Below are 15,445 nucleotides of genomic sequence, written 5' to 3' on the forward strand. Positions count from 1 at the left end.
GAGCCAGCACTTCTCCCGATATGCGATCGCTAGAGTCTCACAACAAATACCCCGATTGCTTGTGGATGCAATTAGAAGCAATTCCAGTGCTGTCGGTTGGAACCGAAACCCAGCAGCTCGACATTCATTTGAGCCTGAATTTTAACGAGCATTGGGAACCCATACTCGGCGGTAGGGTCAAATTTGGCTTGCAAGGCGGGACGCTCAAGCTCAATCTGGAAAACTGCGAAATTCCCGTAGCATCACGTCAGTTAGTCGGTGATTTCAAGCTGTCGCCAATTCAAAGCAGCACACAAGTTTTATTTACAGAAAATCCTGCGGTAGTTCTAGAAAGTGAAACGGCAGAAAAAGCCAAAGAAAATCATGGCACTTTGTGTCACGTTTCCACCATAGGCGACGATACAACGCCTGCGTGGATTTTCACATTGGAGCGCGCTGATTCTGTATTAAAAGGTTTGCTAAAAAGTGTTAGAATAGCTGAATTAACAGCCAAACCATTGCGGATTGCAGCGACTTTTGAAGTTGCCAAAGAAGATATTTATATCACAGATGCTGAGGGTTTGTGGCTGCATGATATTACGCCAAATCAACATTCGGTTTTAGAAAGAATCTTGACTGTATATTTGCAAGCAAATAAACTCCAACCTGCTCTCAGTTGGGCGCTGTTGTCCTACAATTTGCCTGCGGTGGAACAGCCAGAGGAGGAAATTGTCCCGGAAGCTCAAGCTAAATTGCAACAAATGGTCGATCGCATTATCTCTGCTGAAACCGACAACTTTACAGAGTTGGCAAAAATCGCCAATCTCAATCCAGCACGAGATTTCGCGGGCGCTAACTTGCGCGGAACTACTTTGAATGCAGTTGATTTTAGCAGTGCAAAGCTCCAGGGAGCAAACTTCCGAGGTGCAAACCTCAGCGATGCCGATTTCAGCGACGCCAACCTGCAAAATGCCAAATTCGGCGGTGCAGATTTGAGCGGCGCTTTCTTAGGAAATGCCGATTTGAGCCGCGCCGATTTGTACCGCGCCAGTCTGGCTTTAGCAAACCTCAGCGGTGCCGATTTGAGCCGCGCCAATTTGCTCGAAGTGAACTTAACAAATACTAATTTCAGCGGTACGAATGTCGAGTCAGCAAGGTTTGGGAATAACTCTGGACTTGCGGAGGATGTGAAGTTGAATTTACAGCAGGGGGGAGCGATTTTTGAGGATGTTTAGTTCCTAAGTGCGACAACCCTTTCATCCATCCGCATCCCTCGTGGCACGGGCATTTCGCCTGTGCGATGGCTTCAAAAAAATCCCGTGAAGCGTAGCTATCCCGTAGGGAATCGACCATCATCAAACCTTGTAAAAAAAAATCCCAGTTAAAATAGAACCATCATTTCCTATCAACTCATCTCCACATAAAAGTATATAAAAGTATATGAAGATAGAAGATTATCCACTTGCCCAAAAATTGATATTAGATGCCGAAGGCAACATTAGTCAAGTCATTCTAGATTATACCGACTATAAGTATTTATTAGAAGCTATCGAAGATAGAGGACTTCTGTTAGCTATGCGCGAAGTAAAAAATGAAAAGCCGTTAAATTTAGGGCAAGCACTTGCAGAACTGGAAACAGAATGAAAGTCGAATATCTGCCCAGTTTTTTGAAGGATTTAAAAACTCTTAAAAGTACGCCTGCTTTTGTGCAAATCAAGGAGTTTGCTTTTGCGGAAATTCCCAATGTTAATGATTTACAGACAATAGTTAACTTAAAAAAATTGAAAGGCGATGATAATGCGTATCGGTTTCGGGTTGGCGACTATCGAATAGGTTTTTATTTTGATGGCGAAACAGTTACTTTTGCAAGAGTTCTTCACCGGAAAGATATTTATCGCTACTTTCCACCCTAAAGCTGTTTTTAAGAAACAATTTGATTAAATAAAGAGCGATCGCCCTTTCATCCATATCCGTCCATCCTAGCACGGGTATCTTGCCCGTGCTTCCGGATCGGGTCAAAAAGAGCGAAGGAGGCAGAGCCTCCGGATCGGCATTACCAGGCAGAGCCTGGTAACGAGAAAAAGAGCGAAGGAGGCAGAGCCTCCGGATCTGCATTACCAGGCAGAGCCTGGTAACGAGAAACTCCACCCAAACCAGCTATCCTTCTTCCTTCTCCTTAACAGGAGCGCGCCCAGAAATCACAATAAATCCCACCGACTCAAGAGTCATCTGGGGGCGGCGAATTCCCGCTAAAACCGCTTCACTCAACGCACTTTCGGTACTGATTTCATCACCCAAAACCGATTCTAAAAGTTGTTCGGATTTAGAAAGTCGATTCAATCGCAATTGCAATTGATTCACCCGGTTTTTGAGTTGGATTGCAGCACTGACAGCAGAATTATTGCACATTTCCACAAAAGCCTCGCGCCCTCGCAGCAATTCCTCAGATACCACCCGGCTCTTTTGACAAAAATCATCCCATTCCAACGGATCGACAAAACTGTCAATCAGCGAAGTACGATTTTTAGACAAATTATAATCCCGATTCGGGCCGCCTTTGCCTTTATAACCCCGCTGCAAAATCTGCAGAACTTCCGCATCTTCCACCAGAGACATCTGCTCGCCGCGAGCATCTACAAACACAGTTTCAAAAGTTGGGATAAACAGAGCATCAGCGCGCCGCTGCAAAGCTTTCAAGTTGTAATTGTCGATGCTTTGTGCTTGCAAAACTAGAGCCGCAGGTTCCACATCAGTCTGGATAGAATAATTAAATTGGAAGCCGAACCACTCCATCCCTTCCGCAGCATCCCAACTTTGATCGTGCCGCCACATCGCAAAAGCTTGACCCCGATCGTCCCAGCGAATGTAAGAGCCAAGTGCATCGATCAATCCCTCTCCAATGCGGTAAAGAACGACATCGGTATTTTGATGAGCAATGCGGCGATTGTAACTACCGTACTGCTGACAATAAGGAATTAATCGAGTTCTCAAATCGTTTGAAGGAATCAAGGTTTTTTGAGTGGGTTGATAGCGGATTAACCCCGATACTGTCGGATGTTCGATTTGTTTGAAGTGGAGAGCTTGACAAAGCCAACCTTCCGTCGCCCGCTGCATTTCTTTATGGCGGTCGTCGCAGTTTTCGAGGGATTCAAAATACTGAGATGCGCTGTCTTCTAGAGTGTCAATTTCATCTAGAACGTACTGTTCGTCGATTTTTGTTTTCTCTTGGGCGATTTGATTTTTGATTGATTCAATTTCGCTTGACAAGCCCTTTGCTCCCTCAGCAAACAACTTTGCTTCAAGTTCTAGCTGTTTTTGTTCGGCATAAAACTGAAGGCTGGCGATCGATTTGTTGAAGATATCGAAGCCGTCTTTTAAGACTTGAAACCAAGCTTCGTGGGGACTTTCTGGCAGATCCGGGCCCGCAAACAAACAAAATTGTACTCCCATTTTGCTGCCAATGCGATCGACTCTGCCGAGTCTTTGTTCTAGCTGGTTGGGAAACCACGGTAAATCGAAGTGAATTAACCAATCTGCTATTTGTAGGTTTACCCCTGTTTCTGCCGATCGATCGCACACTAAGATAAAACAATGCGGCTCAGTCTTAAATCGATGCAGACTAGCCTCAACATCATCCGCAGACTTGCCGGTGTCGTGGCTGGCGATCGCCTTTTTACCAAATATTTTAGCTAAGTTTTCCGCAATCTCTTGACAACTTGCCGTAAAACTGGTAAAGATTACAATCTTCGGGAAACGTTCGCCCGGAATCGGCCGTTTAATTTGCTGTTGAATTCTCGATAGCAAATCGCGAGAATTGCTGTGATACTCGCGCGGAACCTTCAAAGCAACTGCCAAAAATCGCAAAATAGCAATTCGCAACAACGAGAGTCTGTCGAGTCCTTCCTGGGGCTTTTGCAGGCTGTTGAGCAAGGTTTCCAGCATTTCCTTTTCTTCGGGAAACAGCGCTGTTTTGGTCAAAATTGCGGTGTCGCTTTGTCCGAATTCGCGATCGAGTTCAGGAGTCGATTTTTTCTGCAAGCGAGCTTTGACAACCCGTTCCAAAACATTCAACCAAGTACCGGAAGCGCGGAAAAACAGCAGAAAAATTCTCTGATATTCGCTGGATTTGGGAGCAGCAGCGCGCCATTTATCGAATACGCTTTGAATTTCCGACCACTGTTCGTCATTGAGATCGTACTCGGTTTTGGGGACACAATCGCGATCGAAAATCACATCTTCCACTGCATCCCGGCGGTTGCGGAGAATGCGGCGGTGGAGGCGGTAGGTATTGCTAACGTGAGTGCGAATAGTTTGGACAAGGCGAGATTGTTCGGCGGTTTCTGCGGTTTTCAAACAAGTTTCTAACTCGTCGATCAATCCGAGCAAATAATCATCTTTCGCAAACAGAGTGCGGAGTTGAGCGATTTTTGTTTGCAAAACTGCCGGCTTTGCTGTTTCTCGGAAATCTAGCAAGGCGCGGCCGATTTCCTGACGGTTCTGCACTCTTTCTTTGAAATTTTCGAGGTCATCTAGACGGTAAGTAGTCGGGTCTAGCAAGTGCAGCATCGTGAGATAATCTTGCTCGTGACCGATAACTGGCGTTGCAGATAATAACAATAAGTTATGGCTTTTTTGAGCTAGTTGCTGGCATAGTTCAAAGGATTGTTGCTGATTGCGATCGCCCGAATTAGCCATTGCGGCCAGTTCCTGGGCTTCATCCACAATCAAAAAATCCAGGTTGGCGTTGCGGCTAATTTGATTGATTTCGCTAATAGCAACAAGCTGCACTCGGTCAGCAAAATGAGACAAATAGAATTTATTTTCTAACTCTTGTCGCCACTGTTCGAGCAAATATTTGGGAACGAGCACTACAGCGCGTCCGTTGGGATCGTCGAGTAGGAATTGGCGGAGAATTGTCCCGGCTTCTACGGTTTTCCCCAGTCCTGTTTCGTCTGCTAACAAATAGCGCGCGATCGGGTCTTCTAGGACGCGCCGGACGACTTCAACTTGGTGCGGGTAGAGCTCTATGTTAGCAGAAATTAATCCGGTCATGCCACGGCTGACGGCGCGCTGTTCGATCGCAGATTGCACAAATGCCAATCGCCGATCGTGAAAATACGGTGTTTCTTGGCCTTTGACTGCTAAAATATCGATCGGATCGGCGATCGGGATATTGCAGCGGACGTAAAGTTCGGTTTCGACAGCTTGCAAACTTTGGCTGTCGGGGAGGTCAATTTCGTATTCTAATTTATCTTCATCCCAGTCATAAATTCGCCCGATTATCCACCTTTCCTGAGTGTTACTCCAGAGGTAGCAGCGGGTTTGTCGCTGAAGTCTAGCTTCTTGTAGCAAACCCAACGCTATAGTTTTGCGAAAGCGGTTTTTTACTGAGCAAAAATATTCAATTACGGCATCGGTAGACGATACCTCGACAACTTTTCCGATTCCCAAATCGTTTTTGGGCGATCGAACTAACGAACCAACCTCAATCATAATTTCAGCCTGACAATACTCACTAGAATACACTAACGCTTGATACCAATTTCATAAAGTAGCACTAGATCTTACCCCCCCAACCCCCCCTTAGTAAGGGGGGGCTTCGGACTTCATCTATAGCATATATTTAGAAAAATGGTATGAGCGACCAAAATAACATTAGTTCAGGTTCGCAGTCAGGACTTTAGTCCTCTGTTGGATGCGGAGTGAAGTCCTGACTACAAACCGGTTGATAGGTAATTACGATCGCCCAAAAACAACGCCTGCATTGCCAGATTCCCATTTTGGGTATTTGTGCATAATACTAGCGTAGATTTCCGAGTCTGTAAACCCTGTTAACCAAGCTTGTAGCTGATACCAAGGCTGTTGGTTGAACCAATTTTTATCGGTATGAGCGAATTGACGGACAAAAGGTGCGATCGCGCGATCGGCCAATGCTACATTATTACCATACAAATATTTAGTCCCGTTTAACTTTGCATTGAGTTTTTCCAGATATACAGCAGCTTCATCTCGATGTACTCTAGCCTCAACACCAGCATAACGTTCCGGGTATTTATAACGGTCGAGATGATATTTAAAGCCACTATCAAATTCAGCAATTAGTCCTAGCATTTCTGCAACAGTACCTTGTTCTGGAATCAACCATTTTTCAGGATCGTGTTGTTCTAATGCCCACAACATGATATCAATACTTTCATCCAGTACCCGCCCGTCAACATCAATCAATATCGGTACAGTACCCTTGGGCGATACATCTAACATTTCTTGTGGCTTGTCTCGCAAAACAACTTCCCGCAACTCGCACACCCGATTGCTAACCATCAGCGCCAAGCGCGCGCGCATAGCATAGGGACAGCGGCGAAAAGAATACAAAATTGGATAGGTTGTTGACATATAGGATGAGTCATTAGTCATTAGTCAGTTGTCATTAGGAAGGCTTTAGAGTCAGAAACCGGGTTTCTTTCTAAATTTCACGTCACCCAACCAGAGTTTTCAGAGAAACCCGGTTTCTTGAGCTTAGTGCTAATACTATGAAGTAAGTCATTGCCAAAAAAACATAGTATATGGTAGGGGCGGGTTTAGCTAATAATCTATGATACCAACCAGTTTATAAAGGCAAAACCCGCCCTCTTTCTCCCCCATCTAATGTCTTAATCTATCCCATTATCAACTTTTTCCTTCAGATCATAGCGCGCGCCGATATGTGTTTGATTGCGGCGTTTAGCAAGCTCAATCTGACGCTGCCGCTCCGATAAGCCTTGTTTTTTGGTTTCAGTTTTCGAGTCATGACAATGAGGACAACTTACACCAACTACAAATAATTCAGAAGCTTTATCTTCCTGACTAATCGGGTGACGACAACCGCGACAAAGTTCGTAGTTACCAGGCTTTAATTCATGAACAACAGAAACCCGTTCATCAAAGACAAAACATTCACCTTCCCAACGACTTTCTGCTGCGGGCACCGTTTCCAAATATTTTAAAATTCCGCCTTCGAGGTGATAGACTTCTTCAAAACCTTGAGAGCGCAAAAAAGCCGTAGATTTTTCGCAGCGAATACCGCCAGTGCAAAACATTGCTACCTTGGGTTTTTCGCGCAAAGCAGCTTCTTTGAGCGCCCATTCTGGCAAGTCGGAAAAGCTTTTTGTTTTGGGATTAATAGCGCCTGCAAAAGTACCCATAGATACCTCGAAGTCGTTGCGTACATCAACTACCACCACATCAGGATCGTCAAGTAGCTGATTCCACTCATCGGGTTTGACATATTTGCCAGCCATGAGAGATGGATTAATATCAGGTATTCCCATCGTGACGATTTCGCGTTTTAAGCGGATTTTTAGGCGGTAAAACGGTGCTTTTTCGGAAAAAGATTCTTTGTGAACCAAATCAGCAAAACGCGCGTCACGGCGCAAGAATGCGAGGACTGCGTGGACGCCTTCTGACGAACCGGCGATCGTCCCGTTGATGCCTTCTGCAGCCAACAAGATAGTGCCTTTGACGTTGTGGTTGTTGCAACAATCGAGTAGCGGTGCTTTGAGGTCGGCAAAATCCGATAGTTCAACGAACTTATATAATGCAGCGGTTAAGAATTTAGCCATAAATTGAATCGATCGCACTAATTAATTTTCATAGTTATATGAAAATTCAGTTAAAGCGGGCGGTGGGGCTCGAACCCACGACGTCCAGCATGGGAAGCTGACATTCTACCACTGAATTACGCCCGCGCTTAGTCTATTGTACCTGCTTTTACTTTTGAGTTATTGCGGTCAAAAATGACTAGAGAAACATTATACAACTATTTTGCGATTCTGAGTCAACTATTTTGAGAATTAAGTTTCGGTGCCCGATCGCCCCTCCAAACAAAAAAAGTCCTGCACCAAGGGCAGGACTGAATCTAATACCAAATTCATAAAATAGCGCTACATATCTACCCCCCCAACCCCCCCTTATAAAGGGGGGGAGTAAAACTTTCGGTAGTAGCATAACTTTATGAAATTGGTATAATACCAAATCCGGGTTGGGGATAGATCCCCTTGATGAACCAGTCGGCGCAGGCCGACTTTGTTTGTGTAAACCTGGTTTCAACCGCCGGGGCCATTGGACAATCGATCGCCCGACCGATCGCCCTCAACCGTTAAACAAAGCGCAAAGAACTGCTGTCAAGGCCAAAACCAGAAACAGGTTGGACGATCGCGATCAACTCGTCATCCGCCCCAGTCTTCTTGAAAATAGCAGCACCCTCGGGCAATCCAGCCGGAGAAGCGCCGATCCTGTAGGTGCTCGGAGCGCCTTGAAGTTGGATGATATCGTTACTGGGGTTGTAGCCGACAATCAAAGCGTAGTCGCCAGCGCCAGTGCTGCTATCGATGCCGTCGCTGTAGTAGAACTCTGTGGCATTTCCCAGCAAGAAAGTATCGCTACCATCTGCACCAATCAGCGTATCAACTTCGCCGCGTCCGGGATTAGCACCGGTATAGTCAACACCAACCAAGATGTCGTTACCTTTTGTGCTGTAGAGGAAATCGTTGCCGCTACCGCCAAACAAGACATCATTATTTTCACCGCCGTACAGAGTATCGCTACCCTCGCCGCCGAGTAAAGTGTTGTTGCCGAGTTCGCCGCCGAGGACATCGTTACCAGCGCCGCCAAATATCAAATCGTCAGCTTTGCCGCCCAATGCGGTATCTGCACCGTCGCCGCCGACAAGGGTGTCGTTGCCGAGGTTGCCAAACAAGAGGTCGTTGCCGACATCGCCGAATAAGCCGTCATCGCCTTTGCCGCCAAATACGATGTCGTCGCCGCCATTGCCTCCCACGGTGTCATTTCCAGCGTTGCCATACAAGATATTGTTGGCTTCGCTGCCACCGATCGCGTCGTTGCCACTGGTGCCCAAAACCTGTGGCAATTCGCTTGGTGCGGGCCTGTTGGTGAATGTGGGTGCGATCGGCTGTGCGATCGACAGTGCTGCTGCGGGCGTGAAAGGTGGAGGTGTTGGTGTTGGTGTGCCCGGTGTGGGTGTGGGTGTGCCCGGTGTTGGTGTGGCTGCCGGTGTTGGTCTTATAGGAATAGGAATAGGCGTTGTCGCTGGTGTGGGCGTTGTCGCTGGTGTGGGCGTTGTCGCTGGAGTTGGCGTCGTCGCTGGTGTGGGCGTCGTCGCTGGTGTGGGCGTCGTCGCGGTCTCCGGTAAATTAGCGGCCAGGATATCGGCACCCGATAAATTACCCACAGTTTCAATGAACCCAGCACCTTGGACAGTCGGGGATGCACCGAAAAAGTCTAAAATCACAACGTCATCGGTAGCCCTGATGATGCCGTCTTGATTGATGTCGATGGCTAAACTCGTGCCTTGGCGGCTCAATCCCAGAGTACCTGATGACAGCGACAGCGACAGCGCAGTGCTGGTACTGATCTGGTTGTCAAAATTCACAAAGTCTAAGCGATTGATGCCGCCAGTATCCTGAATTTGAAGTTGACTCTGGCCGTTATCCCGCAGCAAATAGCGATCGTTACCTGCACCGCCTCGCAGCACACTCCCAAATCCAGCACTGAGCGTATCATCCCCCGCACCGCCTTCTAAGATGCTATTACCACCACTGAGAAAGTCATTGCCCGCACCGCCATCTAAGGTGCTAGTGCCAAAGCTGAACAGGGTGTCGTCTCCATCGCCGCCGGCCAGGCTACCCCTTGCATTCAGAAAGTCATTGCCCGCACCGCCATCGAGAGTGTTATTGCCAAAGTCGCCAAAGAGGGAGTCATTGCCCGCACCTCCACTGAGGTTGTTGTCTCCTTCACCGCCTAGCAAGGTGTCGTTGCCTTCTAAGCCAGACAAAGTGTCGTTGCCTTCTAAGCCTGTGATGTTGTCATCATCTGGGGTGCCTGTCAGGTTGTCGTTTGAGGATGTACCACTTAATACTGCCAATGTTTTTTTCCTGTTTGGGATAAACAGGTGGGGGCTAATTTTGAGATAAGCGCCACACCTTATTTATCTATCAGGACTTTTCCACAAAAATTATGCAAATTGTCCAAAAAAGTTTTTTTAGGCCAATTTTTACAACACAGGGTTAAAAATAGTGTTTGTATCTAAAAGTACACGCAGGCACATAAATTACTTAAGTAATACCAATTTAATGTGAAGTTGCACATCTTCCGATCGCCCTACAACAAATTTTGTGAATCCTGCAAAGATTGCTGTATAGCCCAATACCGTTGGGTTGAGCATGATTGTAGGTTGGGCGGAGCGAAACAGAGGGTTCGTTCCAGGGCCCAACCTACAATTAGTATGTTTGTTTTAAACATCGAACTTTATAATAAAATAGAAGTCATATTTGTGGCCGCAGTTTATGAAATTGGGATTGGGTGAGGTACACTCCCGCAATCGGTAATTAGTAATCGGTCATAAATTATAGCTACTAGCTAACCCGAACTCAAATAATCTGGCAATTACCTATTATTTGTTCCCGCTTTTTGAGCGAACCTCATGTTACTTAGAACTGACATCTCGCACCATTCTCAACAAACTCTTAAAAACCGGGTTTCCGAACTAGAGAGATAGGTTGTGATGCTAATTTTGCGGTCAAAAACCCGGTTTTTGCCACAGGTGCAAGATATCAGTTAGAACCGAAAACTTAATAACTCAAACACCTCCTACAGTTCTCTCTCCTGTAAGTTGCGAGAAAGAAGGAGGCAGAGCCTCCGGATCTGCATTACCAGGCAGAGCCTGGTAACGAGCAAATAGCAATCCTAAATCATTCATGCAGATATGTAGGGGCGGTGCCCCCGTGCCCGCCCTCCGAGAGATTGGGCAACGTAACGAGCAATACGAGCAATTGCTTAAATTATTAAATTTTCATTCCTGAGAACGGCTGCTAATAGTATGGATAGCGTTCACAAATCATTTGGGATAGCTAGAATAATTATTCTAATTTGAAATTCGATCGCTCCTACTCCCAAAGTGCGGCTCAATATATCGGCAGGTAGATGGCTGAAGCTTCATTTTATGATAAAGTGTAGTATCTTTAATAAGCATAAAAAAACTAGATTAAGAAGTGCTGCTCGAACAGCAAGATATCGGGTATAAAACATGAGTTATAAAAAAAATTCTAAGAAATCTCAACCAAAAGCTGATACCAAAGCTGAAGAAAAGCAGCAGGACGATCCAAACGAATTATTTCCAGTCGTCGGAATAGGAGCCTCGGCCGGTGGACTGGAAGCCTTTAGGCAATTACTCAGCCATTTGCCGATCGATACCGGCATGGCGTTTGTAATGATTCAGCATATGTTACCCACTCAGGAAAGCGTGTTGAGTGCGATTCTGGCCCGATCGACCCAGATGCCCGTGCATGAAGTGACAGAGGGGATGCTCCTAGCACCGAATCAGGTATACGTCATCCCCCCGAACTTCAGCATGACCGTAGCTGGAGGGATGCTGAAGCTAACGCCTCGCGGCAGAGAACGCGGGGCATTTATGTCCGTCGATATTTTTCTGTGTTCTCTGGCTGCAGAACGGGGGAACAAAGCCATCGCCGTCATTTTGTCCGGGGGCGACGGCGACGGAGCCCAAGGGTTAAAAGCGATTAAGGCCGCAGGCGGTATTACTTTTGCTCAATGTGAAGGATCGGCACAAGTCAGCAGTATGCCGAATACTGCAGTGGGCACGGGTCAGGTAGATTTTACTTTACCACCGGAAAAAATTGCCGAGAAAATAGCAGAGATCGGCCGCCATCCCTATATTGCCGATCGGACTGCGACAGAACCGACCGCCAGCGAAGATGCGACGAGCGAAACTAAAAATGCGATCGCCACCATCTACAATTTGCTGCGCGCCGCTACAGGAGTTGACTTTACTCACTACAAGCAAACCACCTTGAACCGGCGGATGCAGCGGCGGATGTTGCTGTACAAGCTGGAACGGATCGAGGATTATGCCGCATATCTCAAAAACACCCCCACAGAAGTAACGGCGCTCTACCACGATGTCTTAATTCATGTCACCAGCTTTTTTCGCGATCCCGACAGCTTTGAGGCCTTAAGCACCAAGGTTTTTCCCGAAATCGTCACAGGTAAATCCTCAAAAACACCGATCCGAATTTGGATTGCCGGCTGTTCTACGGGCGAAGAAGCTTATTCGATCGCCATTTGCTTGCTAGAGTTTTTAGCAGATCGAGCTACTAATCTGCCGATTCAGATTTATGCCACAGACATCAGCGAAAGTGCGATCGCGATCGCCCGCCGCGGCTTTTATACGCAGGCCCAAGTCGCCCATATTTCGCCCCAACGCCTGAATCGGTTCTTTGTCCGAGTCGAAGGCGGATACCAAATCGCTCAGGCGGTGCGCGAACTCTGCGTCTTTGCCAAACAAAACCTGATCGGCGATCCGCCGTTTTCCCGGATGGATTTGATCGCCTGTCGGAACGTGCTGATTTATCTCGGCCCCCCGCTGCAAAAAAAGCTGCTGCCAATTTTCCACTACGGGCTTCGGCCCGCAGGCTTCTTGCTGTTGGGCACTTCGGAAACAGTTGGTGACTTTTCCGAATTGTTTGCGCTATTCGACAAAAAAAACAAAATTTATACTAAAAAACTGCTGTCGCATTGGTTGAGCATGGATTTAACTGCTAGCAACTATCCCGCTACAGCAGTCAACCCTCCACCGCTGCTGGCGGAAAGCTTAAACGAAATCCAAATGGAAAAACAAGCCGATCGCATTGTTTTGAATCACTATGCCCCTGTCGGCGTAGTGATTAACACCGCCAGCGAGATTCTGCAATTTCGAGGACAGACAAACGCCTACCTAGAACCGGCCCCCGGTAAGGCGAGCTTTAATTTGCTGAAAATGGCAAAAGAAGGATTGCGCCTCGAACTCCGCGCTGCAATTGAACAAGCCTCGCAGCAGCAGTTGCCGGTCGCCCGCCAAGGCTTGCAAATTAGAGAAAGCGAGATCGTCCGCCTGGTCAAAATTAACGTGATTCCCTTCCCAACAGGCGCTGCTGTAAAAAACTATTTTTTAGTTTTGTTTCAAGACGAGCCGCCGATTCCTGCAATGACTGCTGCAAACGATGCTAGAGTCAACTCCGATCCTTTACAGGGTGAAAGTTTGGAGATTGCGAGGCTGCAACAAGAACTCAAAAGCACAAAAGACCACCTGCAGTCGATCGTCCAAGAACATCAAGCCGCCAACCAAGATTTGAGAGCCGCCAACGAGGAGATTTTGTCGAACAACGAAGAGTTGCAAAGTACAAACGAGGAACTCGAAACCGCAAAAGAAGAGATTCAAGCAACCAATGAAGAACTGAACACGATTAATGACGAATTGCAGCGGCGCAATCTTGAATCGAATCAGGTGAACAACGATTTACAGAATCTGCTCAGTACCATCAATATTCCGATCCTGATGCTGGGAGGCGACCTGCGAATCCGCCGGTTTACTCCCGCAATCGAAGGCATCTTCAACTTGATTTCTGCCGATGTGGGGCGCTGTTTGAGCGACATCACTCACAAGTTGATACTGCCGGATTTAGAGCCAATGATTTTAGAGGTGATCCGCACCCTCAACGTGAAAGTTCAGGAGGTTCAAGATCGAGAGAATCGCTGGTACGATCTGCATATTCGACCGTATCGGACGATCGACCACAAAATTGATGGGGCTGTGGTGATGCTGGTGGATATCAACGATCTCAAACTCAGCGCCCAGCAGTTGACGGAAGCGAAAAATTATGCCGAAACGATCGTAGAAACAGTCCGGGAACCTTTGCTAGTGCTGGATCTAAACCTGCAGGCGATCACCGCCAACCGTTCTTTCTACGAGACGTTTCAGGTGATGCCGATCCAAATTGAGCAACACTCGATCTTCGAGTTTAGTAACAAACAGTGGAATATTCCCGAGTTGCGATCGCTCCTCGAAGAAATTACGACTGGCAATCCCGAATTTCACCATTTGGAAATAGAGCAGGACTTCGAGGCGATCGGGCATAAAATAATGCGGATCAATGCCCGCAAAATGCCTCCCATCGGCGATATACAGATGATTCTGCTGGCGGTAGAGGATATCACCGAGCAAAAACAGTTGGAGGCAGAACGCAGCCTGCGGATGCAAGAACAATCGGCTCGCGCGGCTGCCGAGGAGGCCAACCGAGTCAAAGATGAGTTTTTGTCCGTCCTCTCTCACGAACTGCGAACGCCCCTGAATGCGATAATTGGCTGGGCACAGTTGCTGCAACTGAAAAAATTTGACGAAGCTAAAACCCAGGAAGCGGTAAGAACGATCGAGCGCGCCGCCAAAGCACAAAACCAGCTCATCGATGACATCTTAGACGTTTCCCGGATTAGCACCGGCCAGTATCGGCTCAGCGTTTCGGAAATGGAACTCAATCCACTGCTTGAAAATACGATCGAGGTGGTTCGTTCGGCAGCACAAGCCAAAAATATTCAAGTTGAATCCTGCCTAAGTCCTTTAAAACCAATAGTGTTGGGAGATCCGAGCCGCTTGCAGCAGGTTGTGTGGAATCTACTTTCAAACGCCATTAAATTCACCCCAGCCGGAGGCAAAATTGACATCGCATTAGACTGCATTGATGGCATGGCTCAAATCCAAATTAGCGATAATGGTCAGGGCATTGACCCTGATTTTCTCCCTTATATATTCGATCGCTTCAGTCAGGCCGACAGTAGCTACTCTCGCACAGAGGGTGGATTAGGGCTAGGACTCTCAATTGTCCGTCATTTAGTAGAACTCCACGGCGGTACCGTTAGCGGAACAAGTTCGGGTAACGGACAAGGAGCAACGTTTACCGTGAAGTTGCCACTGCGAACAGATATCCCAGAAAGTGATATCTAATCCGGGGAAGAAAACCCCCTTTATCAGAAAATTGGGTTGAAAACCCCGTCCTTTTAGGACGGCTTTAAGTTAAGATGTAGATGGTCACTGACCCGCCCGGATTTGAGATACTCCAAAATAAACAGCAAGGTTGAGAGTCCTGCCAGAGTTGCGATCAGAAATAGGGGAAGCAAGAGGGCAACGGCAAAGTCCGACCTTTGAGGCAACTGCAAGTTTTTGGGCTTGTGCGAGCAAAACGAAAAGTCGCCACAGGGCATTGGGAGACTCTAAACGGACGTGGAGCAAAGGTCAAACTACTTCGGTAGCGCATTGCAGTGAAGCGTCAAGGAATCCTCGCTCCTTTAGGACGAGGAGGTATGTCAATATCCATGAGTGCGTAAGTATATGGATGAAGTCTTAGCCCCCCCTTAACAAGGGGGGGTTGGGGGGGGTAAGATCTCAATACGGTTCACTTAACATATTTATGCCCCGGAGATCCCCCTAAATCCCCACCCCCCCCTGCCCCCCCCCAGGGGGGAAGAAGGGGGACTTTGATCCGATTCTGGTCCCACCCCCTACTCCCCTTTTTTAAGGGGGGTTAGGGGGGATCGTCTTAAGTAAACCGTATTGGGTAATATCTAGGGCTACTTTATGAAA

The 15,445-nt window shown here is 47.3% G+C and carries 8 protein-coding genes and 1 tRNA gene; 4 read left to right on the plus strand and 5 right to left on the minus strand.

Features of this window, described 5'->3' with window-relative positions:
• Positions 1–20 precede the first annotated feature (20 nt).
• The 3 genes from WBA89_RS23870 to WBA89_RS23880 all read left to right on the plus strand — a co-directional run bounded on the left by WBA89_RS23870 (position 21) and on the right by WBA89_RS23880 (position 1,892).
• The gene (locus tag WBA89_RS23870) at positions 21–1,214 is read left to right on the plus strand and encodes a pentapeptide repeat-containing protein (protein ID WP_424409950.1); all 1,194 of its coding nucleotides are present in this window, start codon (positions 21–23) and stop codon (positions 1,212–1,214) included.
• A gap of 205 nt (positions 1,215–1,419) precedes the next feature.
• The gene (locus WBA89_RS23875; protein ID WP_194012618.1) at positions 1,420–1,623 is read left to right on the plus strand and encodes a hypothetical protein; all 204 of its coding nucleotides are present in this window, start codon (positions 1,420–1,422) and stop codon (positions 1,621–1,623) included.
• Entirely contained in the window at positions 1,620–1,892 is a 273-nt protein-coding gene (locus WBA89_RS23880) for a type II toxin-antitoxin system RelE family toxin (protein ID WP_424409936.1), read from the plus strand. Before WBA89_RS23875 ends, WBA89_RS23880 begins: the two co-directional genes overlap by 4 nt.
• A gap of 244 nt (positions 1,893–2,136) precedes the next feature.
• Here WBA89_RS23880 and dpdE read toward each other — a convergent pair whose 3' ends face one another.
• The 5 genes from dpdE to WBA89_RS23905 form a co-directional block, all read right to left on the minus strand.
• Positions 2,137–5,472 carry a protein DpdE gene (dpdE, locus tag WBA89_RS23885; RefSeq protein WP_424409937.1) on the minus strand — a complete coding sequence of 1,112 codons (3,336 nt, stop codon included), beginning with the start codon at positions 5,470–5,472 and terminating at the stop codon, positions 2,137–2,139.
• A gap of 243 nt (positions 5,473–5,715) precedes the next feature.
• Positions 5,716–6,393: a glutathione S-transferase gene (locus WBA89_RS23890; RefSeq protein WP_424409939.1), complete on the minus strand. Its 678-nt coding sequence runs from the start codon at positions 6,391–6,393 to the stop codon at positions 5,716–5,718.
• Positions 6,394–6,629: 236 nt separating this feature from the next.
• Positions 6,630–7,577: a rhodanese-related sulfurtransferase gene (locus tag WBA89_RS23895; protein ID WP_424409940.1), complete on the minus strand. Its 948-nt coding sequence runs from the start codon at positions 7,575–7,577 to the stop codon at positions 6,630–6,632.
• Between the two features lie 54 nt (positions 7,578–7,631).
• Positions 7,632–7,703 (minus strand) — tRNA-Gly (locus tag WBA89_RS23900).
• Between the two features lie 410 nt (positions 7,704–8,113).
• Positions 8,114–9,898, minus strand: coding sequence for a calcium-binding protein (locus tag WBA89_RS23905; RefSeq protein ID WP_424409942.1), 1,785 nt, complete (start codon positions 9,896–9,898; stop codon positions 8,114–8,116).
• Between the two features lie 1,161 nt (positions 9,899–11,059).
• Here WBA89_RS23905 and WBA89_RS23910 point away from each other — a divergent pair.
• Entirely contained in the window at positions 11,060–14,809 is a 3,750-nt protein-coding gene (locus tag WBA89_RS23910) for a chemotaxis protein CheB (protein WP_424409943.1), read from the plus strand.
• Positions 14,810–15,445: the final 636 nt, after the last annotated feature.

The organism is Microcoleus sp. (assembly GCF_049646505.1).
Lineage (GTDB): Bacteria > Cyanobacteriota > Cyanobacteriia > Cyanobacteriales > Microcoleaceae > Microcoleus.

Excerpts from the sequence above, each read along its gene's own strand:
- WBA89_RS23870 (WP_424409950.1), top strand. The coding sequence starts at position 21 with ATGCGATCGCTAGAGTCTCACAACAAATACCCCGATTGCTTGTGGATG.
- WBA89_RS23910 (WP_424409943.1), top strand. The coding sequence starts at position 11,060 with ATGAGTTATAAAAAAAATTCTAAGAAATCTCAACCAAAAGCTGATACC.
- WBA89_RS23890 (WP_424409939.1), bottom strand. The coding sequence starts at position 6,393 with ATGACTAATGACTCATCCTATATGTCAACAACCTATCCAATTTTGTAT.
- WBA89_RS23895 (WP_424409940.1), bottom strand. The coding sequence starts at position 7,577 with ATGGCTAAATTCTTAACCGCTGCATTATATAAGTTCGTTGAACTATCG.
- WBA89_RS23880 (WP_424409936.1), top strand. The coding sequence starts at position 1,620 with ATGAAAGTCGAATATCTGCCCAGTTTTTTGAAGGATTTAAAAACTCTT.
- dpdE (WP_424409937.1), bottom strand. The coding sequence starts at position 5,472 with ATGATTGAGGTTGGTTCGTTAGTTCGATCGCCCAAAAACGATTTGGGA.
- WBA89_RS23875 (WP_194012618.1), top strand. The coding sequence starts at position 1,420 with ATGAAGATAGAAGATTATCCACTTGCCCAAAAATTGATATTAGATGCC.